Raw genomic sequence first — 23,812 nt, forward strand, 5'->3', positions numbered from 1 at the left:
GCCAACAAAATTAGGCTAAAGCACAATATCCAGCCATTTAAACTAACCAACTAACAAAGCATAAGTAAATTCACTATCAGGTGATGGTAAATATTCGATTGCCAGAGATAAGACTGTTATACTAACGGGCTTCCTTATTCCCTAATAACAGTTGATATGTACTATCTCGTCGCCAGTTGTATTGCACTCCTGCTAGGTCCACTATTTTACCGTTTCTTTACGGCAGAAAGTGGCCTACAAAAAGGCTTAGATGGCTTTATCTTTGTCTCCCTCGGCGGCCTTGTACTTATCCACATCCTGCCAGAACTGTTAGAACATGGTGGCTTCTTGGCCGTAGTGTTTGTCATTATCGGTTTATGGGGACCTACCCTCAGCGAAAGGCTATTTCATCGCTATTCCGAAGTGACTCATAACCTGACCCTCATCTTAGGGATCACCGGATTATTGCTACACACCATGACCGATGGCGGCGCCATGGTGCTTGCTCAGCAAGATGGTAACTCCGCCCTACTCGCACTCGGAGTGATACTGCATCGGCTCCCTGTTGGGCTAGCCATTTGGTGGCTGCTAAAACCCCAGGTTGGTAGTCGCTGGGCGATGATAGTGCTATTGGGAATGATGTTATTAACCAGTGTGGGCTATTTCGCTGGTGAGCAATTACTGACTCAGCTCAGCCTTGATAATACGGTTTATCTGCAAGCCTTCGTTACCGGTTCGATTCTGCATGTGGTCTTGCATCAGCCCCACGGCAATAGCATCAATGACAAGCAAGGTAAATATGAATATCAGGCGGGTATCGGCAGTATTCTCGGCATTTTACTGCTGTTTGTATTGCTAATGATGGACTCGGGGAGTCATGACCACCATGAACACTCCCACAGTACAGAACAGCTTATCGACTGGTTATTAACCTTAGCCCCAGTATTGTTACTCGCTTACATCATTGCCGCGGTGCGTTATCAGTTTGGTCTATCACCACATCACAACAAATTAAGTTTACGTTGGCTGCAACGACTCGCCGGACCTGAAGCCTTGGTGATTAGTTTGCTATTACTGGGGCCAAGCCTTGCGATTATCCAGATAGCGGGTTTGCTGTTTCTGGGCTTGTTGTTCACGCAATTTAAAGTCGAGCCCACAGATCCACATCAAGGCCTACCTATCGCTTCGTGGCAGTTTGGCTTTGGCCATTTAGTGGATCGCAGTGCACCTTGGATTATTCTTAGCCTGATCTTAGCCAACCTGATAGGTCACCCTTCAGTTCCACTGGAAAATCCTATAGTTCAGGTCATCATATTATTGCTGCTGTTTTTGCCAATGCGCTTTTGTAACTTAGGCGGCGCGGTATTAGCATTATCACTCGCCTACAGCGGCTGGAGCATCGAGGCAGTAATGGTGACCCTGTTAGCAGCACCAATATTTAACGTTGCCCAATTAAAGTTACTTAACTGGCCACAACGTCTGTCACTTTTCACCATGCTGATAGTCTGCTTATTAGCTTGCCATTGGCTGTTACCCCAATGGCACAGTGTGATCAGCTTGCCACAAGCAATGAATGCAACGGCACTGGTGTTAATTGCAGTTATTTTCGGTGCCAGCTTATTAAGACTCGGCCCTCGTAAGTTTATGGCTCGCATAACTTTATGGACACCGAAAGTGCATGATCACGGCGATAATGGACAGCATCAACATGGTCAACAAGATCACAGTCACCACAAACATGGCCATCACCACTAACGGCAACGAGGCTCTCATAATCAGGCAAGATGGTGCTTGATTTACGGTGATAAAGTTGGCATTTCAATGCTGACGCAGCTAAGTTATACCAATCAAAGTAAATTAGTGATCAGCCCGTTTGTAACAGAAAAAGGCGCAGGACAAATTGTCGAGAACAAGGCGTAAATTGCAGTAACTAGTTATTCTAATAACAAAATTTACAACACGGTTATCGGCGATTTTAACTAGCAAGAATGATCATATAATTACTACGATTGGTATTAAAGCCACTCATCATTATTCAGGTCTGGCCAATGTGCATTCTGTTTATCGCCTTAGAAACTCACCCTGATTACCCGCTAATTGTCTGCGCTAACAGGGATGAGTTTCATATTCGCCCCACCGAGCCCGCTCACTTTTGGCCACCGGAAAACCAGCTACTCGCAGGCAGAGATCTACAGGCGGGAGGCAGTTGGCTGGGAATAAATCGACAGGGTTATATTGCCGCAGTAACCAATATCCGCGCCCCCGAGCTACAGCAATCCGATAAACGCAGTCGTGGCGAGTTAGTCATCAACAGTCTGCAAAACCCCGAGGCAATGAATGCAACTTGGCTAGAAGAACAAGGCCACTTTTATAATCCCTTCAATCTGCTGTTTGGTCAGGGACATAGACTCTACTGCTTTCATAGTGTCGACAATAGCATCAAGCGCCTCAGTCCGGGATTTCACGCGATTAGCAATGGTGCCTTAGATGATATCTGGCCGAAAATGGCCAAAGGTACTCAAGCTCTAGAACAACAGCTTTCTCATAACAGCCCACCGGATATCGATGCTCTGTTGCAAATCATGACAGATCAAACTCAGGCCGATGATACTCTCTTGCCGCAAACGGGGATCGCCTTGGAGTGGGAAAGACAGCTCTCCTCTATTTATATCAAACACCCTGAATATGGCACTCGATCGACCTCGATTATCATCCAAGATAAATTAGGTAATTGTCGCTTTATCGAGGTGCGATATGATGGCAAAGGCAGAAACCTTGGCCAGCAGACGTTTAACATTCCTGCGGATTAATCGGAAGAATGATCATGGGTGATCACCCATTTGTCATCAATTTTTTCCACCAACAGAGTAAACACCCCATTGGGTTTATCTTTGGCACGAATTAATTGCCAGCGTCCCACAACTAAAGCCGCATAGTTACTCAACAGCTTAATATCTACATTGCTAAATTTGAGCTGTCCCATAGTGGCTTGATCGGGGTAATTCTTTTTATAGGCTGCGAGGATTTCGACCCAGCCATTACGAAACTGCTTGGTAGTGGCAAAACGCAGCTTGTCGCTCTTCCAATACCCCTGCATATAGGCATCTAAATCTCCACGATTCCAGGCCACCGCTTGCCTTGATAACATGGCAGCAATTTCGTCTGTGGGAACGGCCGCAGCAGGAAAAGTCCATATCAGTAATAATACTATCCAACCATTTTTAAACATCATCTACTCCATCGTGCGATATTAAGGTGTAATATATAGTACAAATTCTGTAAGGCGCTCTCTAAAAACAATATTTTAATGCCGTTAGCGACGATGTGAATTATTAAGAAATACGACTGCGGCAAGCCAACAGAACACCTAATCATAGAGCTTAACTTATGTTCAGAATAACCTGTAAAAGCCTACTCAAGTTATGGGGCTGGAAAATTGATGGGCACTTGCCTGTCAATCAACAATATGTCGCCATCGTTGCGCCCCATACCAGCAATTGGGATTTTATTATCGGTGTCTTAGCTCGAGGGGCATTGGGACAAAAAATTCACTTTCTCGGTAAACATCAGCTATTTATTCCCCCCTGGGGGTGGTTCTTTAAAGCCATCGGCGGCACGGCGGTCGATCGACGTAAGAACAACAATCTAGTGGATGCCGCGGCGCAATTATTTAGCCAAGACCCTAACTTCAGACTCGCACTAGCCCCCGAAGGCACTCGCAGTCCAGTCAAGCGTTGGAAAACGGGTTTCTACCATATTGCCGTAAAAGCTCAGGTGCCTATCGTCACTGTTGCCTTCGATTTTGCGAATAAGCAAGTGGTGATCCCCGAGCCGATGCAAGTCACTGGAGATATTGAGCCCGAAATGAATCGCATCTTAGATTTCTATCGCGACATCAAAGGCTGTCATCCAAAGGCCATACCTGAACGTTTTGACGCGCAATAATCTGCCAGCTTATGAATTTAGATACTTGGTTACTCTATCTATTTGCGATTGTGATGCTCGCCATCTCCCCCGGCACTATGGCCGTGCTGTCGATGAGTCATGGTATTCATTTCGGCAAACGTCGCAGCTTAGCCACCGCCTGTGGCAGTGTTAGCTCGGCACTATTATTAATGTTTGCTTCGGCAGCGGGACTGGGCGCACTTTTAAGCGCCAGCGAATATGGCTTTGTATTACTGAAATATTGTGGCGCCGCTTACCTGGGTTATTTGGGCATCAAGTTACTGCTGAGTAAACCAAGCACACCAGGATTCGAGTTACAACGGCAGAGCAAAGGCACACCGAAACAGATGTTTAAGCAAGCCTTTCTGGTCGGGATCAGTAACCCCAAAGATCTCCTGTTCTTTGGCGCACTGTTCCCGCAGTTTATCGACCTTAACGCTCCCCAAGGTCAACAACTGATGATATTGGCACTAACATGGGCCATCGTCGATTTCAGCTTTGTGATGATCTATGCCAGCATGGCTAATGTGCTAGCACCTAAACTGAAAGCCAGCCAACAACTGCATTGGTTTGACCGAGTTAGTGGTGGCATATTTATCACTTTAGCCACCATCCTCATCACTCGAGATTAACCTTTTAAACTTCGCACATCGGCACCAGTAGGTGCCTGGAAAGCACGCAGGTTAAACTGCGGCAGAATCGCATAGATATGGTCGAAAATATCTGCCTGAATATCCTCATAAAAAGCCCATCGAGTATCGTTAGTAAAGATATAAATCTCTATGGGTAACCCTTCCGTCGTCGGTGCTAACTGGCGTACCAGCAGCGTCATATCTTGATGCACTTTAGGGTGCTGCTGCATGTACTGACGCAAATAGGCACGGAAGGTGCCCACATTGGTTAGGTGACGACTATTAACCGGCATATCGCCATCTTGAATCTTGGCATTAAACTCACTAATTTCTGTCTTTTTATCGGCTAAATACTGCTTTAACAGATTGATTTTACCCAGACGCTGCAACTGCTCTTCGGTTAAAAACGCTATCGAGTCGATATCGATATTCACCGCTCGCTTAATTCGGCGGCCGCCCGACTCCGACATGCCCTGCCAGTTCTTAAACGCATCCGACACTAAGGCATAGGCGGGGATCATGGTAATGGTCTTATCCCAGTTCTGCACCTTTACCGTGGTCAATGACACCTCTTCAACCGAGCCATCGGCGCCATACTTATCCATTTGGATCCAATCGCCAGGGCTTACCATCCGATTAGCCGCCAGCTGAATACCCGCCACAAAACCCAGAATGGTATCTCTGAACACCAACATCACTAAACCGGTGGCAACCCCTAAGCCGCTGAGGAAGTAGATGGGCGATTGCTCAGACAGCACCGAAATAGACACAATAATGGCCACAAAAAACAGAAACAACTTACACAGCTGAACAAAGCTCTTGATGGGTAAACGGCGACTGATCTGATTCACATCAGCAATCTCGTTGGCCGAATCCAAGGTGCTAAAGATGGCACGAACAACCAATACGATAATCACCACATCCAGCAGCCGATCCACCATACTACTGATCAGTTGATGCTCGGCTAATACTAATGGCAGCATGATGTTGAGCATCAAGGCGGGCACTAGGATTGCCATTTTTTCCAACACGCCGTGATGCATAATAACGTCGTCCCAACGCACCTTAGAGCGCTGAATCACGATATTCATGGTACTCACAACACCACGCTTAACCAGAAAATAAGCAATGAAAGCAATCAGCAGACAAGCAAATACCATGATGCTCACGGTGAGTCCATCTGTCGAACTGTCGATACCTAAGCCAGCTAACCATTGTGCGACTTGCTCGCGTAATTCTTGATCCAAAATATCACTCTCCCATGGCTATTAGGCTGTACTATTTATCAGATAAAAAACCTTTATAGACAAACAGATAAAAATACCACAACCTCTTATTTAAAACGCATTTTAGCACAGACGATATGTCTTCATAATAAATATCATCTCGCCCTATCGTCAGCGGTATACGGATTCTCATACCGCTCATAAGCTATGCTAAGATAAACTGATATCTGCCTAATTCATTGGATGATTTTTATGTACAAAGCCCTGCAAGCCTATAGCTTTTTGGCATTCGCCCTAGTGGCCTTGCCCAGTGTTGGCGACGAAGTATCGAAACAGACTATGGCTGTGGTCACCTTAGAAAATGGTGCCAAGGTGCAACTAAATGATGACTTCACCTGGGAATATCTTTTTATCGACACTCCAGCGGCTCAAGCCGCCCCCCAAGTTACAGACGCAGAGCAAATGGCTCAGCAAACTGCAGAAGCCATCAACCCAAGCATCAACACGGCACCAGTGGTGGCTGGAGCACTAACCAATAGCGCCATCAATCAAGCTCAGTTATTAAAATCTACCGCTAAAGATGGCGTAAAAGTCAGCTATTTAACCCATCAATGGGATGATAAAGGTCGCCTCGGGCTTAACTTCGAACTCTCAAGCCAAAGCAGCGACAGTTATGTGCTAATCGAGCTGGAAGTGAGCTTATTCGATGACGATGGGCAGCCGCTCGTCAAACAAACCTTACCGGTATGGCAGGCGATTTTTAGAATGCCTGAAACTTATCTGCGTAAAGGCCAAACTCGCAACAGCGATACCCTTTGGTTCGAAGGAGTCGATAAAGCGCGCTGGCAAAAACAGTTGTTAACCCTGAAGGTTAAAGACATGGATTCGCGTTAACCCAATTCACTGCAACCTAGTTCCCCCGAGATCGGATAATTACTGCGATTGGTATTAGCTTAAGGTTCTTTGACAACACTCATAGCTAACGACAGCGCATAAAAAAGGGCCATCATGACCCTTTTTTATCGTGCACTCTTTATTGTGTGATTGTTTATTGTGCGATTGTTATCGACAATTAGAAGCTAGGCATAGTGTTCGCTGGAAGATAGCCATTGAAGCTTGCCGTTAACAACAAGTCAGTCGCCGATTCGATATCTGGACCGAAGAACCTGTCCTTATCATAATAGCTTACCAACTCGCGCAGCTCAGCTTTAGCTTGCGCTACCGCAGCTGACGGCTGAAGGGGTGCGCGGAAATCTAACCCTTGTGCAGCTGCCAGCAGCTCAACCGCTAACACGCCACGAGTATTCTCAGACATATCTCTTAATCGACGAGCCGCGAAAGTTGCCATAGAAACATGGTCTTCCTGATTAGCCGATGTGGGTAAGCTGTCTACTGACGCAGGGTGAGCATAGGTTTTATTTTCCGATGCCAATGCCGCAGCGGTAACCTGAGCGATCATAAAGCCTGAATTCACACCACCGTTTTCTACCAAGAAAGGGGGCAACTTAGACAGGCTAGAGTCAATCAATAATGCGATGCGACGCTCGGCGATAGACCCTAACTCAGCAATGGCAATCGCCAAGTTGTCGGCGGCCATGGCAACCGGTTCCGCATGGAAATTACCACCAGAAATAATATCACCCGTATCTTGGAATACCAGCGGGTTATCAGTCACGCCGTTGGCTTCTGTGACTAACACTTCTGCCGCGTGACGAATTTGCGTCAAACAGGCACCCAATACTTGCGGCTGACAACGTAGCGAATAAGGATCTTGTACCTTCTCACAATTGACGTGATCCAGACTGATCTGTGATTCTTCCCCCAGCAGATGACGGAAAATCGCCGCCGAATCGATTTGTCCTTGCTGACCACGAGCCGCATGAATACGCGGGTCAAACGGGCTACGACTGCCCATTGCAGCTTCGACACTCATGGCACCAATAACCGAGCTTGCTGCAAACAAATCTTCCGCATTAAATAAGCCTTCTAGCGCCAACGCAGTTGAAGCTTGGGTACCATTAAGTAATGCCAAGCCCTCTTTGGCTGCGAGCTCGATAGGCTCGAGTCCTGCGATCTCCAGTCCCTCTTTGGCCGAGATGAGTTCGCCCTTATGGCTCATCTCACCTTCACCTAGCAGAGGCAAACACATGTGTGATAGCGGTGCTAAGTCGCCCGATGCGCCAACAGAGCCTTTCTCTGGTACACAAGGGTAAACTTCGGCATTCACAAGGGCTATCAGGAAGTTAATCACCTCTAAACGAATCCCAGAGAAGCCGCGACTCAGCGAGTTGATCTTCAGCACCATCATCAGGCGCACTGTCGCATCTTGCATATATTGACCGGTGCCAGCCGCATGAGAGAGCACGATAGAACGTTGTAATAACTGCAGATCTTGCTGGTTAATTTTAGTGTTGGCTAACAAACCAAAACCTGTGTTGATACCATAAACGGTGCGACCTTCGTCGAGTACCTGCTGTACTAATCCGGCACTGGTATTGATATCGGCGATAGCGCTCGAACACAACTCCAGACTCACCTTGCTGCGGCTAATTTCACGCAGCTGTGCCAGCGATAATGTGCCTGGCTTTAAAACTAAATGACTCATATTTACTGCCTCTTATTATTATTTGTTCTGTGCATCTAACATTGGAAGATCTAAGCCTTGCTCCTTGGCGCACTGCTTAGCAATATCGTAGCCCGCATCGGCATGACGCATCACACCTGTCGCCGGATCGTTCCACAATACACGACCTAAACGCGCTTCGGCTTCATCGGTACCATCGGCCACAATCACCACACCCGAGTGTTGACTGAAGCCCATACCGACGCCACCGCCGTGATGTAGCGATACCCAGGTCGCGCCACTGGCAGTATTCAGTAACGCATTCATTAATGGCCAATCCGATACCGCATCTGAGCCATCGAGCATAGATTCAGTTTCACGATTAGGGCTGGCAACCGAGCCCGAGTCTAAATGATCACGGCCAATCACAATCGGTGCAGATAACTCGCCCGATTTCACCATATCGTTAAATGCCTTAGCCAGACGCGCGCGATCTTTTAAGCCAACCCAACAGATACGGGCAGGCAGACCTTGGAATGCAATACGCTCACGCGCCATATCTAACCAGTTGTGTAGATGTGGGTTGTCAGGGATCAACTCTTTAACTTTGGCATCGGTTTTATAGATATCTTCTGGATCGCCAGACAGTGCAGCCCAGCGGAATGGACCAATACCTTCACAGAACAACGGACGCACATAGGCAGGTACAAAACCTGGGAAATCGAAGGCATTTTCAACCCCTTCTTCAAACGCCATTTGACGAATATTGTTACCGTAATCGGTCGTCGCCGCACCCGCAGCTTGCAGTGCTAACATGGCTTTCACTTGTACCGCCATTGATTGCTTCGCCGCTTTCACGACAGCCGCTTCATCTTGCAAACGCATTTTTGCTGCTTGTTCAAGGGTCCAACCCTGCGGCAAATAACCGTTAAGCGGGTCGTGCGCCGACGTCTGATCGGTCACAACATCTGGCGTCACGCCGCGCTCAACTAATTCGGCAAACACATCGGCAGCATTGGCCAATAAGCCTACAGACACTGGCTTGCCGCTGGCGTTGGCTTCATCGATCATCGCCAAGGCTTCATCTAAGTTAGTCGCCTTCTTATCGACATAACGGGTACGCAAACGGAAATCGATACGGGTTTCATCCACTTCACAGGCTAATACCGAATAACCAGCCATCGTCCCCGCCAGCGGTTGAGCACCGCCCATACCACCGAGGCCACCAGTTAAGATCCACTTGCCCGCCGATGAACCATTGAAATGTTTATTCGCCATCGCCACAAAGGTTTCATAAGTGCCCTGCACAATCCCTTGTGAACCGATGTAGATCCATGAGCCCGCCGTCATCTGGCCATACATGGCCAACCCCTTTTTATCTAACTCGTTAAAGTGTTCCCAGTTTGCCCAGTGGGGCACTAGGTTAGAGTTTGCAATGATCACACGTGGCGCATTGTTATGGGTTTTAAATACTCCGACAGGTTTGCCCGATTGCACCAATAAGGTTTCATCATCTTCTAGGCGCTGTAGCACTTCAATGATCTTGTCATAGCATTGCCAATCACGGGCTGCACGGCCAATACCGCCATAAACCACCAGATCTTCTGGGCGTTCAGCCACATCGGGATGCAGGTTGTTCATCAACATCCTCATTGGTGCTTCGGTAAGCCAACTTTTACAAGTTAACTTGCTGCCGTGGGGAGCAATAATCTGGCGACTAGGGTCATGTCTGTTATTCATTATGTTTACCTCAACCTGTTCGACTTCATGTCTTTATCTTGTTATTCGATTATTTTTGATATTGTTGGCATCTAACGATTAAAAGTTAAATGTCCACCGAGGCGGAAACGACTGCCTGGGTGAATTAACCGTGCGAAACTCACTACTCCCTGTCGCGACCAAGTTCGGCGCAGGATCTGTAAGCAAGGTTCACTGGATTCAATTTGTAGATGTTGCTGCTGTGAAGTATTCGCCACCACAGCTTCGATGGTATGACGCGCCTCAGTTAAGGGAGCTACCAGCGATAAATATTCATGGGGAGTTTGGCTGCAATAATCTTGTTTGAGATAGTCTGGCACCAGCTTGGGATTGACGAAACGTTCCTCTAGCTGCAAAGGTGTGCCTTGTTCACAATGCACCAGTACCGAATAGAATACCGGGCTGCCTTCTTCCAACCCCAAGGCGTTGGCAATTGGCGCCGCTGCCACAATCTCGGCCAGTTCTAATTGCTGCACACTGTAACCATGACCACGCTCGTTGATCTCATCGGCGATGTTGCGGATCTCCATCATCGATGACTGTGACTTTAATCCGGCCACAAAGGTGCCTAAGCCCTGTGAACGCTCGAGCACACCTGACTCGGTCAGCTCGGTTAACGCGCGCCTTGCCGTCATACGACTACACTCAAACAGTTCTGCTAACTGATTTTCTGACGGCACTTTGCAATCTTGTTGCCACTCACCGGTCTCAACCTTAGTTAGAATAAACTGTTTAATTTCAGCAAATTTGGGCGTTACCATCTAAGCTCCTGTGTCGATATTTAGCTTCTCGATAGCGATGTAAGCTGCCAAGATGCACCGATACCCGTTTTCAAATCATAAAAATTATCGCTATAATCCTAGCTTGTATATACAAGTAAACACAAGCTAGCTCACACAAGTTTTTTACGCTGGCCGACAAAGTTCGCCGCGAGAGGAAAAAGTTATGGATTGGGATCAGGTCTGGATTGACGTCAACATTGCTACTATGGATCCAGCAATTTCAGCACCTTATGGCGCTATTACCGATGCGGCATTAGCCGTTAAAGAGGGCAAAATTGCCTGGATGGGTCCCCGTAACCAGCTCCCTGAATTCGATGTTTTGTCAACGCCGGTTTACAGAGGCAAGGGCGGCTGGCTAACACCCGGCCTTATTGATGCCCACACGCATTTAGTCTTTGCTGGAAATCGCGCCAACGAATTCGAACTGCGCTTACAAGGCGCCAGCTATGAAGAGATCGCCCGCAGCGGCGGCGGTATTATCTCTACTGTGAAAGCCTGCCGCGAAGCCAGTGAAGCCGAGTTATTCGAGCTAGGTCGACAACGACTCAATGCATTAGCCAAAGAGGGCGTTACCACTGTCGAGATAAAATCTGGCTACGGACTCGACACCGACACCGAGCTAAAATTACTCCGCGTTGCTCGCGAATTGGGTAAACATCACCATGTCGATGTTAAGACCACCTTCTTAGGTGCGCACGCGATTCCGCCTGAATATAAAGATAATAGCGATGCTTATGTCGACTTAGTGATCGATGAGATGCTGCCAGCAGTGATCAAAGAGAACCTCGCCGATGCAGTAGATGTGTTTTGCGAAAATATTGCCTTCAGTCTAGAACAAACACAGCGTGTATTGTGCGCCGCTAAAACTGCCGGATTGGATATTAAGCTTCATGCCGAGCAACTGTCTAACTTGGGCGGTTCGGCTATGGCGGCAGAACTCGGTGCTAAGTCGGTAGATCATATCGAATACTTAGATGAAGTCGGAGTCAAAGCCCTGAGTGAAAGCGGCACTTGCGCCACCTTGCTACCGGGCGCATTTTACTTCTTACGCGAAACCCAACTTCCTCCTATCGAGCTGTTGCGTCAATATCAGGTACCCATGGTATTAGCCAGTGACTTTAATCCCGGCTCATCACCGCTATGTTCAAGTTTGCTGATGCTGAATATGGGTTGCACCCTGTTTAGATTAACCCCAGAAGAAGCATTAAGCGGTATGACCCGTAATGCCGCTAAGGCGCTAGGAATAGAGGATTCTGTCGGCGTATTACGTCAAGGCATGCAAGCAGACTTCTGTCTTTGGGATATCACGACCCCGGCGCAACTTGCCTACAGCTACGGTGTTAATCCCTGTAAAGAAGTCGTCAAAGCCGGCAAGCTGGTTCATCAATAGAGATCCATCGAGATAAAAACAAAACGGCGCTCAATGGGCGCCGTTTCTATTTAAGCCGTTACAAACTCATGCGATTTACAGACCCATACTATTGAAAAACTAAGCAAACCTGCGCTTCTCTTCAGTAAGGCGATCTAACAGATAAATCGCCAAAAATGGTAGTAAGAGAATTTCGAGAAACACTCCTTTAGCGCCAATATCACCATGAACAAAAACACCTTGCACATAACGAACTAAGCCCATGTAATCCCAGAGGGGATAATTAATATTTCCTATCAGCATCATGGCTAGCGGTACAACTAAGGCTAAAACCAGCCACTTATATTCTGGTTCATAGGTTCGGATCAACAGTGCCAATATCAAGGATGCTATGCCGATACCGATAAAGTTTTGCGCAATATGATAAAAGTGAAAGTTATCCCGCCACTCAAACCACCAAAAAATTTTATGGGCTGCCGCAGATCCCAGAGATTGTATAATCATGTGGAAATAACAGCCCCCGAGGAAAATACTAAAAAGCAGTAGCGTTAACCATCTCATCAATCTTAATCCTTTAAAATCATCTTGGTCTCTTCGTTTTATAATAAATCACACAAAATAAGTATTTTCAATCAACAACATAGTCTAACACTATTTGAATGAAGCTTATGATGTCTTGCCATTGCCCTGCTTGAGTAACAGCTCGGCCTTCGCCCCCAGATAAACATATATCCCCAGCGCCACTAACAAGCCCGCCACGGCAAACATCATCATGATCGCAGGTTGAACATATTCCATCTCCCCCAGTGATGCCTTGAACATGGTTAATAAGGCTTCGATAGAGATGGCAATCAAAATGGTGGAGATAAATCGAGTGATAGTGCGCCGGGTGGAGCTATGACGGAAGATATCTTTATGCATCAGCACCTCCTCTTCCAAAATAGTCTTACCCAGATCGAACACCGCCAGCGCCAGCGTAATAAAAATAATAATACTGAAAGGTTTTATCGAGCCGCTGTTTACCGCCCCTTCAGACAACAGATGAACAATATCGACCGAAGCCATACTGATCAGCACCGCCACCATAATAAACAAGCCCAACACCAAAGAGGTGTACACCGCCTTAAATAGTGGCGTCGCTTTACGGCGAGCGCTGTCGCCCATCATAAATTCGATCAATTGAGTCAGATTCACATCAACCACAATATAACCTTGCGAACCTCCCCCCTCGACACGATAGGAAGCAGACAAACACAGTTTGCCACTGGCATTAGACAAGTATGGATTGGTTATTTTCAGGCTTTCAACCTGCTGAGTCTTGGAGAAATAAGGACGATGACTCCGATTTAAATTTTGTCCCACAGGAATGGCCTGTACTACGCGATTAACGATAGCGACATTGTCACTGATCTGAACCCCGCTACCGTCAAGCACATACAGCAACTCAATAAAGGGATAGCTGTTAGCAATCTCAGCCATGGCACGAATACGCATCCCAGGATCTGAAAGCATTACGGGATCGCTGATCCCAACCAACACCGACTCCAGCAGCTCTTTTACCACTTGCTCATGTTCATGGTAACGCTCAATCACACTTAAAAAACTCATTGCTGCCATAAACAACTCCTATAACGAAATACATCTCAATTCCATACATACTGCAGCAAAAGCCTGCAACAATAACGCCAACATCTGTTGCAAAGGATTCAGTGAGTTACAAGTCGGGAAATATCGCTGTTACAACAAAATCGTGCTTATGGATAACAAGGTTTATCTAATTAAAACTCCTCGTAGCGAGCGGTATCTGCACCAATATAGGGCAATGCAAGCCAAAGCCGGCAATATGACAAACGACTGGGCTAACGCTCGTTCTTATACTAATTGGGATTATTCCAGTTTCTGCGCCTCTAGCTCGGCTAGACTCTCGTTATACTTACGAGTCCAAAAAGGATGCTTGGTCTTGGCTAGGGCCAGCTTCTGCTGAGTTATGGCAAGGTCAAACATTTTCAATTTTCCATAAGCTCGCGCCAAGGCATTGTGCGCGGTATGGGACTCAGGATTAGCTTCAACTGCAGCGAGATAAATGGCTAATCCTTTATCGCCATCTTTAGCGAACTCGGCATCAGCCAGAGCGATAAGTGAATCGGTCGAGGGCACGTTGAAACCATATTTCTGCTCGGAGAGATAGCGATAATGAGCAAGTATCGCAGCCACACCATCCCGAGCTATCTCAGAGTCAGGTGTCAATACCCTGTGATAGTCATCGAAAAGCCACTCTATACCATAAGCCGTTGCGAGGATCGGCTGGGTCATATAGTAAGTACCGTCAAAACGCTTCACCTGATAGTGCAGCACCGGATTAGGCGTCGTCTTAATCAACTGCTCCAGTGCCGCGAAATCTGCCAACTGACGCTGCTCGAAGCCACTGTCGCTTGTGGTGAGCATCAGGTAACGTGGCTTCCCCTTGAGACTTGCTAACTTCTTCGATGCCGACTTCATCACATAGGCAAAGTCATCACTCAATACCGGACTGGCCGCCAGATAAGCGTTAAATAGTTCGGGACGATTTAACAAGGTATACAGCACTAAGCCTGCATTACCTGTGAAACCATTCATGATGCGAAAACCATTGGTGCGATATTTGGCATCGATAGCGGGTAACAGCGATTGCTGCATAAAGTCCAGCAACGCTGTGTTACCCAGCTCTTCTATCGCCAAGCGCTTTAGCTTACCCAAAGAAGCGTCGCCATCGGGCGCCGTAACGATAATCGTCTCTAACCACGGCCAGTCACCGTTATGACTCATCCAATCGTGCATACCATCCAAATAAGCACGACTACGGGGATGAAAGTCGAACAAAAGCACATAATGTTTATCGGGATTTTTGTCGTAACTGGGAGGCAAAGTAATATTAAAGGCTATCAACTTATCGGTGTCCGGAGCCTTAACCATCAAACTCTCCAGATGAGGAGTCGCAGCTTGGGCGGAACTGACACACCAGAGCAAGATAACAACGGCAATCCATTTTTTTATCACGTGTCTTCCTTATTATTTTTATTGATTAAGTGGTGTAATTAATCAAGTGATTCGTTAATTAATGCTAACCATTACCAGGTTGACATTAAAAACTCGCGAATTCTCATTTGGTCGGATTCGGTATTACAGGCAATCATCTCACCGCAACCTCGCCCTCTAATTCGGGTTCCTGTTGCTGTACCGCCATCCGGCCTTTTATTCCTCAATAAAGAGATGTGGTAAGTGAACACTTCCTCTATAGAAGGAGCACGTACCTCGATAACTTCCATCTCTCCTTTAGGAGCGGTCACTTTGGGGGTATCTCTCGTCGTCGCGGTTAGCTCAGCTTGCGCTTTTGAGGCTGGCTTGGTTGCACTGCTTTCTTGGAGCACACCTAATTTTGCGTAACTTAAATCGGCGAGCACATCTATGGTTGGCTGATAACCCGCTTGATAAGATTTAGTCAGATACTCCTTGGCTTTTTCAGTATTTTTTTCAATTAGTTCGCCCTCTAGATACAGCATGCCTAACAAGTGAGCCGCTTGATTCAAGTCGGAACGGTTGGCATCTCGTAAATATCGCATCGCCTTGTCGATATCTTGGATCTCCGACTCCTGCAAATAAATAATCGCGGCTTTATATTGCGCAAACGGATTACCCAACTTAGCCGCACGACGATACCAACGTATCGATAAACGACTATCGATCTCTGTGCCATAACCTATACGGTACATTTCGGCTAAAGTGTACATGGCATCGGAATGGCCATATCGCGTCAAGGTTTTATACTCTTGAAAGTGCTTAGCGCAATCGACGCTATCGCAAGGTACCAGTTGCGTAGGCAAAGCTTTAATGGAAACCTTAGCAGAGGCGGAGAAAATGAAACAACTTATAAAAGCAGATAACAGAATGAAATAAATATGATTTTTCACAGTCAAACTCCATCCATTGAATTTATGACATGAGAAAGCAGTATGATATTCAACCAATATCAAGTCAAACCCTAACACATGGCAAATTACAGTAAATATCAACACAAATTGCCTATAATTCACTAGCCAAAGCTAACGATTCAGCTTAGGATCTGAGCTGTAATTAAAATACGTTTTCTTAATACATTGTGGAGTAAACCAACCTTATGGGTATTCGAGCCATAGTTGTAGATACAGCCGGAACAACGACCGATCTTAGCTTTATTCAGGACACCCTTTTCCCATACTCAGCTAAGGCGTTACCTGAATTCTTGCAAGCGAATCAGCACAATGTACTTGTCGATAACTGCCTATCTGATATCAGAGATATTGCCCTCGAACCCGATGCATCACTAGAGCGAATTGTTGAAATATTACAGCAATGGATCAGTGAAGATCGTAAAGCGACTCCACTGAAAACCCTACAAGGCCTCATCTGGAAACAGGGCTATGCCAAAGGTGAATTTAAAGGCCATATCTTCCCAGATTTCATCGAAGCCGTTAAAGGTTTTAAGCAGCAAAACCTGCGCCTTTATAGTTTCTCTTCAGGTTCGGTAGAAGCGCAAAAATTACTATTCAGCCACAGTGATGATGGTGACTTAACTGAGTATTTCGATGGTCACTTTGATACCCGTACCGGTAATAAACGCTTTAAACAGGCCTATAGCAATATCATCAACACGATCAGCTTAGCGCCCAAGCAAGTGCTATTTATCTCTGATTTAATTGAAGAGTTAAAAGCCGCCGATCAAGCGGGTCTACGGACACTACAAATGGTGCGTGAAAGCTCGCAGCGCACCGGTGATTTCGCCCAAATCAGCAGCTTTACAGAGCTTGCTATCTGATATCAGCCAGTATAAAACGAGATTCAATCCAGCAAAGGCATCGATAAGATGCCTTTGTTGTTTCTGACATTGAGTTATTGTCTTGGCTTGTTGCTATTTATTGATACTGTTATGCTAAATCAAACAAGCGTTTAAATATTGACATTGATAGAGCAAATATATGAGCCCAAAAGAGAAGTTTATCCAGCAATATCCTATTCATACCGAGATTAGTGTCGCTTGGGGCGAGATGGATGCCCTGCAACATATCAATAATGTAGTTTATTTTCGCTACTTCGAAACGGCTCGAATCGATTTCTTTAACCGTTTTTTCCCGCTAGATGAGATGTATAAATCCGGCATTGGACCAGTGATCAGCGACAATAGTGCCCGCTATAAGCGTCCGGTCACCTTTCCCGATACCCTGTTTGTGGGAATAAGTGTTAGTGAGATTAAAAGCGATCGCTTTACCATGCACTATCAGGTTTTTAGCGAGCAACAACAAGCCATCACTACAACAGGCTCATCTGTGGCTGTGATGTTCAATTTCAAAAACCAGACAAAAGCTGACTTGCCCGCAGCCATGTTAACGGTATTACAGCAACACCTCAGCGAATAAACCAATATCAATCAAAATAAGCCAGATTCGAGTAATAAAATGGGCGAGTCAATGACTCGCCCATTTTAATGCAATAGAGGATTAAAATTCTTCGTTGATCAGGAAAACTACACCACCACCACTGAGGCCGCTATTGATATTCAAGGTAATACCAATACCAAATGTTTCCAGCCATGACACCACTGACGATGAGTCGATAATCCAACCCGCCCCCACTTCATAATAATTCGTGGTGCTCATCGCAACGATCGCATCACCACTTAAATCGATTCGCTTAAACAAAAAACGCATTTCGTTACGCTTATCCCACACGCTTGGCAGTTCATAGTGGAAAACAAACGAATTACTCCAACGACCGGCCCTTGGCGTAACCGACTGAGCACCATTATCGGTTAACACTGTACGTCCGATGGCATAACGAAAACCACTGATAAACTCCCATTTATGACCCAACACGTCGCCGGTATAAGTCAACTGTACGCTAGGATCTAGCATGATGGCACCATAACTGGTATTCGCTATAACATCATCCAACAAAGGCTTAACCTGTGTAAGAAGAGGGTCGCGATATGTCAGCGTGTTTTCCATCCACATCAACTGTCCACCAGCACCTAACTTAAGCTTCCAATTTGGGTTGATTTGATATTTCCAGTTAAAGTCACTGGCAAACAAATAAGCGATATCTTCGAGGGGATTCTTAATCGTAGGATCATCGAGTCCATTGATATTATCGGTAGAATTAACATAAGACAGTCTTACTGACGTAGAGCCAGTCCAGTCAGGTGACAGCTGGATTTCATCACTTTCCCACGGCAAGGTATAGCTACGCAAAGTACTGCGACGTTGCAAGGTGTCATCATCCCCAGCATTACCTACTTCACTAAGATCGATAATCGAGTTGGGATTAAAGTCCACTACGCCAAGAGAGATTAAATTGGCATCGGTGAACACTATGGCACTGGTCACATCGCCTTTAACTTTCTGCTCGGCGGCAGCACGAATGGCAGGGTCTATGGTATTGGCATTAAGGCTAAAACTAGCCAATGTCATGGCTAAAACAGCGGCTAAACGATGATAAAAAGCCCTAGTTGACATCTGACTAACCAAGTGAAGATTCACGGGAAAACTCCATGTAAACATCAGTATTTGCTAAACAAACACCATATTGTTATTAGAATAGTACTCAATAGCTCTAGGCTACCAGAAAAGCCGTCAGAAGTAGAAACACTAATCAACAAATCAATAACACTTATACTCTGTGCCTCAATCCAGCAAGCGAGCTAAACCTCCTACTCACCAGTAATCTGTGATAAACGCTGCTTCAGCGAGTCCCCCATAGGCTGGCTCTTATTAATGGCATAATCGAAATGCACCAATGTGGTTTGTGCTTCTGCAGTTTTTTGCCCCCCCTGCCAACACTGCTGGGTCAGTTCAAAACTACTATTACCAACACGGCTAACCCAAGTTTTAATCTCGACATCGCTGCCATAATGGGTAGGAATAAGATAAGCGATGGTAAATCCGGCCACGATTAAGTTCCAACGCTCTAGATTTAGCCCCGGATTAAAAATAGCAAAAATCGGCTCACGTCCCGCCTCAAACCACACGGGTATCACGGTATTATTGATATGGCCTAGGCCATCAGTTTCATTAAATCTAGGTTGGATAGTACGGGTAAAATAACGTTCTGACACAGGCACATCCTTGGTAAGGTATCTTATTTTTGTGGCAAAGACGTTAACTGAGATGCTTTACTGATGCAATAACTGCGATGGAAGGGATGCTAATTTTAAGACGAGATTTGCTAGCGAGAAACTTTCTTCTCGCTAGCCGATTAACACTTAGTTAACCTGAACTCGGGATAACGAGTGTCGGAAAATCTAAATTTAACAAGTTAATTCAATGTTATAAAGGATTAGTTCGAAAAGGAAAGTCTATTTCCTGACTGAATGCGCAGATTTTTGGGCATATCAAGGCGCTCTGTCGTACACCATAGCGAGCTATGGTTAGACAGAGCAACGCAGAGAGGCACGCAAAGATGCCTATTCAGCGGCTCTGCTTATCCAGAGTTCAGGTTAGTTATTGTACATCGCATTAATTTCATTGGCGTATTTATGATAAATCATCTTACGACGTAACTTCAGCGTTGGAGTAATTAAACCCGCTTCCATCGAAAATGCTTCGGGTAGCAAGGTAAACTTCTTAATCTTTTCAAAACCAGCTAATTCCACTTGTAGAGTTTTTAAACGCTGCTCGAAATGCTCAACCACATGGCTGTGTCGCAGCAGTTCCAATGGAGATTCGTAATGCAGGCCTTTCTCTTTAGCCCAAGCCTCTAGCGACTCAAATGCAGGTACAATCAGCGCGGTAACATAATTTTTGGCATCGGCAATAATCGCTACTTGCTCGATGAAAGGACAACAACTGACTTTGCCTTCGACGCGCTGCGGCGCCACATATTTACCGTTAGAAGTTTTCATTAACTCCTTGATGCGATCGACAATAAACAAGTTGCCATGCTCATCAATTCGTCCGGCGTCACCGGTTTTTAACCAACCCGCTTCGAAGCTTTCTGCGGTTTCTTCGGGGCGATTGTAATAGCCGCGCATCACGGTATCGCCACGCACTAAAATTTCGTCATCTTTGCCCAGTTTAATTTCAACTTCAGGCAAGGTTTTACCATTCGAACCCGCGACACGGTTGTTTAAGGTATTACAAGTGACCGTGGCAGTGGTTTCTGTCATGCCGTAACCACACAATACCGGCACATTGATGCTGTGGAAGAAGCTCGCCACATTTTGATCTAACGCTGCACCGCCGCAAGGCATAAACTTTAATCGACCACCGAGCACTTGTTGCAGCTTGCTGAAGACTAACTTATTAGCCAGCTTATGCTGTAACGACAACGCCAGTGATGCTTGGCCGCGACCTTGACCCACTTCGAACTGACGTTCACCAACTGACATTGCCCAGGCAAATAACTTCTGACGCATGGCAGGTGCACTGGCGACTTTATCTTGAACTGCGCTATACACTTTCTCGAGGAATCGAGGCACAACACACAAGGTATGCGGCTTCACATCGACAATGGCCTCTTTAACATCCATTGGGTTTTGTAGATAAACGTTATGACCGCCACGGCACAAGACATAGAAACTCCAGCCGCGCTCAAATACATGACTCAAAGGTAAGAAAGCCAAAGACACATCGCCAGCTGTAAAAGGTAACACGGCATCATGTTGATGAATAACCGAGGCAATATTGCGGTAATCCAGCATCACCCCTTTAGGGTCGCCCGTCGTGCCCGAGGTATAAATTAGGGTTAACAGATCATCGAGTGAATGCTGGCTTAAACGCTGTGCCAGCTCATCATTAACCGATGGTTCGAAATGACGATTGAGTAGACTGTCGAAATGGAAATGCTGGTTATGATCTTCCAGCTTCACGTCGGCATCGAACACCACAATATGTGCTAAAGAAGGACATAATGGTAATAGCTGTAACGCCATTTGATATTGCTGAGCATCACCTACGAAAATTAATTTAGCGCCAGCATCATTAACGATATAGCTCGCTTGCTCTAAAGTACTGGTGGGGTAAATAGGCACAACAACGGCTTTCGCCTTCAGCGAACCCACGTCAGCACAAGTCCACTGTGGGCAGTTTTGTGACAGAATAACCACCTTATCCTGTACTGCTAAATCTAAGTAAATAAGCGCTTTGGCAATTTCATCACTACGGCTGTCAAAAGCAGTCCAACTTACCTTGTCCCATGGGGCTGCCATGCCATAGCCCTCAAGGGCAATAGCTTCACCGCGTTTTTGACTCTGCTGTTGAATCAAATGGATTGGATGATATTGTTGGAGCGACATATTATTTAACCTTTTTAGCGTACACTTGTACTTTTTTGGCGCATTCTACGCCAACATGGCTAAAAAAATAAGAGTTTTTACTCCAACTCTGTTACTTATTGCACAATTTCATACAAACTGTGTTATCAGCCCAAATCATGTTTCCATAGCTTTTTCTTTCCCCACCAGAGGGTTAGCATAGAAATCACGACAAAGCCTAGATCCATCCAGATCCACAATAAAATAGACTCACCTTGTCGCTGAACCAGCAGTGAACTCGACAGCCAACCCGAGTGCAATATCACCACCAACATACTCAAGCTGATATGTAATACGCCTTTGGCAGCACTGCCCAAGCCCAGTAATATGCCACAAACACTAAAAGTGCTGAGCACCACATGTATCCACATGCCCCAACTAAATTGAGCATTTAGGCTACACACAAGTGTTGCAACCAACATCATGTTTAGCGTAATAACCGCCAATAAACGATATTGAGCCGCAATAAAGGCCGCAATCATCCCTTGTCGCCCATCGAAACCAGGCAACACATATAAAGTTTCAACCGCACGCCAACGCTGAATACGGCTCCAGTGCACTAAGGTGCAAGCAACCGCACTAAACTGGCTTAGCATAAATAGAATAGGAAACTGCACATCGGCCACATAATTGACGATACCAACCCCCAGTGCCATCAGCAGCATAGCCACCAACAGCAGCGATAACATAGGGCCGATAAAAAAATTAGCCGGATGTAAAAAGCGGTCCAGATATGACATAAACCTGAGCGATCTCATGCTCGGCATCCATACCCAGCCCATCTCAAGCCCATTTAAATACACAGATCTAGCATCGCTGTGCCAAGCCAGCACCTTGATTTCACGCCACAATAGGTAGCACATCACCAATAATGCCACGGGCAAAACATAAAACCATTGCGTCGGTAAATGGGCTAACAGATAAGGTAACAGCGGCAGCAACATGAACAAAACAAACGATGCGTAAAAACCATTGACCACGCGGCGACAAAAATAGATAAAGCTGATGCCAATCAAAGTCGCAAGCATGACCTGTTCGACGCCGCGCTCTATATCAATCATCAGGCTGATACTTAAGGTCATCAGAGTGAACACTGCAAAGACCAGTACACATTGCGCCACAATATTGCGGCTATAATGCGGCACTAAATTGGCCCACTCGGTTGCCGCGAGTCGGTTTAACTGCCAGGCGATCGCTGCACAAATCGAAGCTTGGATCATGCTGAGCATAATAGGGACAGCGGCCAATTTTGTACCCGAATTCAGCAACAACAGCATCAGCACTAGCGCCATAACACTAATACCCACAAAACTGGCACTGCCGACATCATACAGCCAGAAACGTACCATGCCTCGCAGCATATTAGGCTTACTTATTGTGTGCGGCGCACTCATCGGTGCAGCTCCATAAACAACTGCTCGAGGTTCACCGGGGTTACCGCAACAAAATAGTCAGCCATATCGGGATGATAGTTATCCACCAGCAGCTTATCTTGCTGACGATTTAAAATCGTTAATGAAGGCGGCAGTTCGGTTTCAGCTTTTAAGGTGACAAGCTGCACTTGTTCTCTCAGCTTATCTATCTCCTTAAACAGCACTAATTTACCCTGTTTAAGCAAGGCTAAGTGACTCGCTACCCGCTCTAAATCTGAAGTAATATGCGATGAGAACAGCACCGCGGATCCCGAGTCGAGCGCAAGGTCGAACAGATCAGCCATAAATTTACGTCTGGCGATGGGATCTAGGCTCGCCACAGGCTCATCTAAAATCAGCAGTTGTGGTCGGTAAGCCATCGCCATTATCAGTGCCAGTGACTGTCTTTGGCCTACAGATAACCGCTGTACCTGCTTGCTACCATCAAGTTCAAAACGCTCAAGCCAGGTTTGCTCCAAAGCTTCATCCCAATTAGGATAAAAACTACGATGTAAATCGAGTGCCTTAGCAACAGTAAAACCTTCATAACCGAAAGGTTGCTGCGGTACGTAACCGATTCTCTCTTTCTGCGCGGAGCTCAAGTTCTGACTCGATTGCCCTAAAACTTCGACGCGTCCGGCATCGACATTGACAATCCCCAGAGCACATCGCATCAACGTCGATTTACCGGCGCCATTTTGGCCCAATAAGCCCACGACCATACCTGGCTCTAAGCTCAGGCTAATGTCATCTAAAGCAAGCTGACCATCAAACTGCTTACTCACTTGCTCAAAGGCTAAAATACTGGCGGTGCTGTTATCCATTTG

General features: G+C 46.2%; 22 protein-coding genes. 8 read left to right on the forward strand and 14 right to left on the reverse strand.

Annotated elements, in window-relative coordinates:
- Positions 1-156: 156 nt before the first annotated feature.
- The gene (locus tag L1D21_RS15825; RefSeq protein ID WP_239846236.1) at positions 157-1,734 is read left to right on the forward strand and encodes a metal transporter; all 1,578 of its coding nucleotides are present in this window, start codon (positions 157-159) and stop codon (positions 1,732-1,734) included.
- Positions 1,735-2,027: 293 nt separating this feature from the next.
- Positions 2,028-2,789: an NRDE family protein gene (locus tag L1D21_RS15830; protein WP_239846237.1), complete on the forward strand. Its 762-nt coding sequence runs from the start codon at positions 2,028-2,030 to the stop codon at positions 2,787-2,789.
- Here the strand turns inward: L1D21_RS15830 and L1D21_RS15835 are convergent.
- Positions 2,786-3,208 carry a DUF4440 domain-containing protein gene (locus L1D21_RS15835; RefSeq protein ID WP_239846238.1) on the reverse strand — a complete coding sequence of 141 codons (423 nt, stop codon included), beginning with the start codon at positions 3,206-3,208 and terminating at the stop codon, positions 2,786-2,788. The genes L1D21_RS15830 and L1D21_RS15835 overlap by 4 nt on opposite strands.
- Positions 3,209-3,366: 158 nt before the next feature.
- Here L1D21_RS15835 and L1D21_RS15840 point away from each other — a divergent pair, with 158 nt between their 5' ends.
- Both L1D21_RS15840 and L1D21_RS15845 read left to right on the forward strand, forming a co-directional pair.
- Positions 3,367-3,924 carry a lysophospholipid acyltransferase family protein gene (locus tag L1D21_RS15840; protein ID WP_239846239.1) on the forward strand — a complete coding sequence of 186 codons (558 nt, stop codon included), beginning with the start codon at positions 3,367-3,369 and terminating at the stop codon, positions 3,922-3,924.
- An 11-nt stretch (positions 3,925-3,935) separates the two neighbouring features.
- A complete protein-coding gene (locus L1D21_RS15845; protein ID WP_239846240.1) occupies positions 3,936-4,556 on the forward strand; it encodes a LysE family translocator in 621 nt (206 codons plus the stop codon).
- On the opposite strand, the gene L1D21_RS15850 is transcribed toward L1D21_RS15845, so the two are convergent.
- Positions 4,553-5,803: a mechanosensitive ion channel domain-containing protein gene (locus L1D21_RS15850; protein ID WP_239846241.1), complete on the reverse strand. Its 1,251-nt coding sequence runs from the start codon at positions 5,801-5,803 to the stop codon at positions 4,553-4,555. The two genes, L1D21_RS15845 and L1D21_RS15850, sit on opposite strands and share 4 nt — an antisense overlap.
- Positions 5,804-6,034: 231 nt before the next feature.
- Here L1D21_RS15850 and L1D21_RS15855 point away from each other — a divergent pair, with 231 nt between their 5' ends.
- The gene (locus tag L1D21_RS15855) at positions 6,035-6,676 is read left to right on the forward strand and encodes a DUF3157 family protein (protein WP_239846242.1); all 642 of its coding nucleotides are present in this window, start codon (positions 6,035-6,037) and stop codon (positions 6,674-6,676) included.
- Between the two features lie 178 nt (positions 6,677-6,854).
- Here the strand turns inward: L1D21_RS15855 and hutH are convergent, their stop codons facing one another.
- The 3 genes from hutH to hutC all read right to left on the reverse strand — a co-directional run bounded on the left by hutH (position 6,855) and on the right by hutC (position 10,864).
- The gene (hutH, locus tag L1D21_RS15860) at positions 6,855-8,387 is read right to left on the reverse strand and encodes a histidine ammonia-lyase (RefSeq protein WP_239846243.1); all 1,533 of its coding nucleotides are present in this window, start codon (positions 8,385-8,387) and stop codon (positions 6,855-6,857) included.
- 18 nt (positions 8,388-8,405) lie between these two features.
- Entirely contained in the window at positions 8,406-10,085 is a 1,680-nt protein-coding gene (gene hutU, locus L1D21_RS15865) for a urocanate hydratase (protein ID WP_239846244.1), read from the reverse strand.
- Between the two features lie 71 nt (positions 10,086-10,156).
- Positions 10,157-10,864 carry a histidine utilization repressor gene (hutC, locus tag L1D21_RS15870; RefSeq protein WP_239846245.1) on the reverse strand — a complete coding sequence of 236 codons (708 nt, stop codon included), beginning with the start codon at positions 10,862-10,864 and terminating at the stop codon, positions 10,157-10,159.
- A gap of 184 nt (positions 10,865-11,048) precedes the next feature.
- Between hutC and hutI the strand changes: the two genes are divergently transcribed.
- A complete protein-coding gene (gene hutI / locus L1D21_RS15875; RefSeq protein ID WP_239846246.1) occupies positions 11,049-12,275 on the forward strand; it encodes an imidazolonepropionase in 1,227 nt (408 codons plus the stop codon).
- Between the two features lie 99 nt (positions 12,276-12,374).
- On the opposite strand, the gene L1D21_RS15880 is transcribed toward hutI, so the two are convergent.
- From L1D21_RS15880 to L1D21_RS15895, 4 genes are all read right to left on the reverse strand, one after another.
- The gene (locus tag L1D21_RS15880) at positions 12,375-12,758 is read right to left on the reverse strand and encodes a hypothetical protein (protein ID WP_239846247.1); all 384 of its coding nucleotides are present in this window, start codon (positions 12,756-12,758) and stop codon (positions 12,375-12,377) included.
- A gap of 162 nt (positions 12,759-12,920) precedes the next feature.
- Entirely contained in the window at positions 12,921-13,871 is a 951-nt protein-coding gene (locus L1D21_RS15885; RefSeq protein WP_239846248.1) for a PDC sensor domain-containing protein, read from the reverse strand.
- 270 nt (positions 13,872-14,141) lie between these two features.
- Positions 14,142-15,290, reverse strand: coding sequence for an alpha/beta hydrolase-fold protein (locus tag L1D21_RS15890; RefSeq protein ID WP_239846249.1), 1,149 nt, complete (start codon positions 15,288-15,290; stop codon positions 14,142-14,144).
- Between the two features lie 71 nt (positions 15,291-15,361).
- Positions 15,362-16,201, reverse strand: coding sequence for a tetratricopeptide repeat protein (locus L1D21_RS15895; protein WP_239846250.1), 840 nt, complete (start codon positions 16,199-16,201; stop codon positions 15,362-15,364).
- Positions 16,202-16,407: 206 nt separating this feature from the next.
- On the opposite strand from L1D21_RS15895, the gene mtnC reads away from it, so the two are divergent.
- A complete protein-coding gene (gene mtnC / locus L1D21_RS15900) occupies positions 16,408-17,085 on the forward strand; it encodes an acireductone synthase (protein ID WP_239846251.1) in 678 nt (225 codons plus the stop codon).
- Positions 17,086-17,245: 160 nt separating this feature from the next.
- The gene (locus tag L1D21_RS15905) at positions 17,246-17,683 is read left to right on the forward strand and encodes a thioesterase family protein (RefSeq protein ID WP_239846252.1); all 438 of its coding nucleotides are present in this window, start codon (positions 17,246-17,248) and stop codon (positions 17,681-17,683) included.
- Positions 17,684-17,764: 81 nt separating this feature from the next.
- Here L1D21_RS15905 and L1D21_RS15910 read toward each other — a convergent pair whose 3' ends face one another.
- The 5 genes from L1D21_RS15910 to L1D21_RS15930 all read right to left on the reverse strand — a co-directional run bounded on the left by L1D21_RS15910 (position 17,765) and on the right by L1D21_RS15930 (position 23,809).
- On the reverse strand, positions 17,765-18,778 hold the full coding sequence (locus tag L1D21_RS15910) for a Solitary outer membrane autotransporter beta-barrel domain (RefSeq protein WP_239846253.1): 1,014 nt from the start codon (positions 18,776-18,778) through the stop codon (positions 17,765-17,767).
- Between the two features lie 194 nt (positions 18,779-18,972).
- Positions 18,973-19,377, reverse strand: coding sequence for a thioesterase family protein (locus L1D21_RS15915; protein WP_239846254.1), 405 nt, complete (start codon positions 19,375-19,377; stop codon positions 18,973-18,975).
- A 381-nt stretch (positions 19,378-19,758) separates the two neighbouring features.
- Complete coding sequence (locus L1D21_RS15920) at positions 19,759-21,555, reverse strand: long-chain fatty acid--CoA ligase (RefSeq protein ID WP_239846255.1); 1,797 nt, start codon at positions 21,553-21,555, stop codon at positions 19,759-19,761.
- Between the two features lie 125 nt (positions 21,556-21,680).
- Positions 21,681-22,967, reverse strand: a complete 1,287-nt coding sequence (locus tag L1D21_RS15925; protein ID WP_239846256.1) for a hypothetical protein — start codon at positions 22,965-22,967, stop codon at positions 21,681-21,683.
- A complete protein-coding gene (locus tag L1D21_RS15930; RefSeq protein WP_239846257.1) occupies positions 22,964-23,809 on the reverse strand; it encodes an ABC transporter ATP-binding protein in 846 nt (281 codons plus the stop codon). Before L1D21_RS15930 ends, L1D21_RS15925 begins: the two co-directional genes overlap by 4 nt.
- Positions 23,810-23,812 lie beyond the last annotated feature (3 nt).

It is taken from the genome of Shewanella sp. Isolate11, assembly GCF_022398315.1.
Taxonomy (GTDB): domain Bacteria; phylum Pseudomonadota; class Gammaproteobacteria; order Enterobacterales; family Shewanellaceae; genus Shewanella.

Coding starts and splice junctions, on each gene's coding strand:
- L1D21_RS15825 (WP_239846236.1), top strand. CDS start 157: ATGTACTATCTCGTCGCCAGTTGTATTGCACTCCTGCTAGGTCCACTA.
- L1D21_RS15830 (WP_239846237.1), top strand. CDS start 2,028: ATGTGCATTCTGTTTATCGCCTTAGAAACTCACCCTGATTACCCGCTA.
- L1D21_RS15835 (WP_239846238.1), bottom strand. CDS start 3,208: ATGTTTAAAAATGGTTGGATAGTATTATTACTGATATGGACTTTTCCT.
- L1D21_RS15840 (WP_239846239.1), top strand. CDS start 3,367: ATGTTCAGAATAACCTGTAAAAGCCTACTCAAGTTATGGGGCTGGAAA.
- L1D21_RS15845 (WP_239846240.1), top strand. CDS start 3,936: ATGAATTTAGATACTTGGTTACTCTATCTATTTGCGATTGTGATGCTC.
- L1D21_RS15855 (WP_239846242.1), top strand. CDS start 6,035: ATGTACAAAGCCCTGCAAGCCTATAGCTTTTTGGCATTCGCCCTAGTG.
- hutH (WP_239846243.1), bottom strand. CDS start 8,387: ATGAGTCATTTAGTTTTAAAGCCAGGCACATTATCGCTGGCACAGCTG.
- hutU (WP_239846244.1), bottom strand. CDS start 10,085: ATGAATAACAGACATGACCCTAGTCGCCAGATTATTGCTCCCCACGGC.
- hutC (WP_239846245.1), bottom strand. CDS start 10,864: ATGGTAACGCCCAAATTTGCTGAAATTAAACAGTTTATTCTAACTAAG.
- hutI (WP_239846246.1), top strand. CDS start 11,049: ATGGATTGGGATCAGGTCTGGATTGACGTCAACATTGCTACTATGGAT.
- L1D21_RS15880 (WP_239846247.1), bottom strand. CDS start 12,758: ATGATTATACAATCTCTGGGATCTGCGGCAGCCCATAAAATTTTTTGG.
- L1D21_RS15885 (WP_239846248.1), bottom strand. CDS start 13,871: ATGGCAGCAATGAGTTTTTTAAGTGTGATTGAGCGTTACCATGAACAT.
- mtnC (WP_239846251.1), top strand. CDS start 16,408: ATGGGTATTCGAGCCATAGTTGTAGATACAGCCGGAACAACGACCGAT.
- L1D21_RS15905 (WP_239846252.1), top strand. CDS start 17,246: ATGAGCCCAAAAGAGAAGTTTATCCAGCAATATCCTATTCATACCGAG.
- L1D21_RS15910 (WP_239846253.1), bottom strand. CDS start 18,778: ATGTCAACTAGGGCTTTTTATCATCGTTTAGCCGCTGTTTTAGCCATG.
- L1D21_RS15920 (WP_239846255.1), bottom strand. CDS start 21,555: ATGTCGCTCCAACAATATCATCCAATCCATTTGATTCAACAGCAGAGT.
- L1D21_RS15925 (WP_239846256.1), bottom strand. CDS start 22,967: ATGAGTGCGCCGCACACAATAAGTAAGCCTAATATGCTGCGAGGCATG.
- L1D21_RS15930 (WP_239846257.1), bottom strand. CDS start 23,809: ATGGATAACAGCACCGCCAGTATTTTAGCCTTTGAGCAAGTGAGTAAG.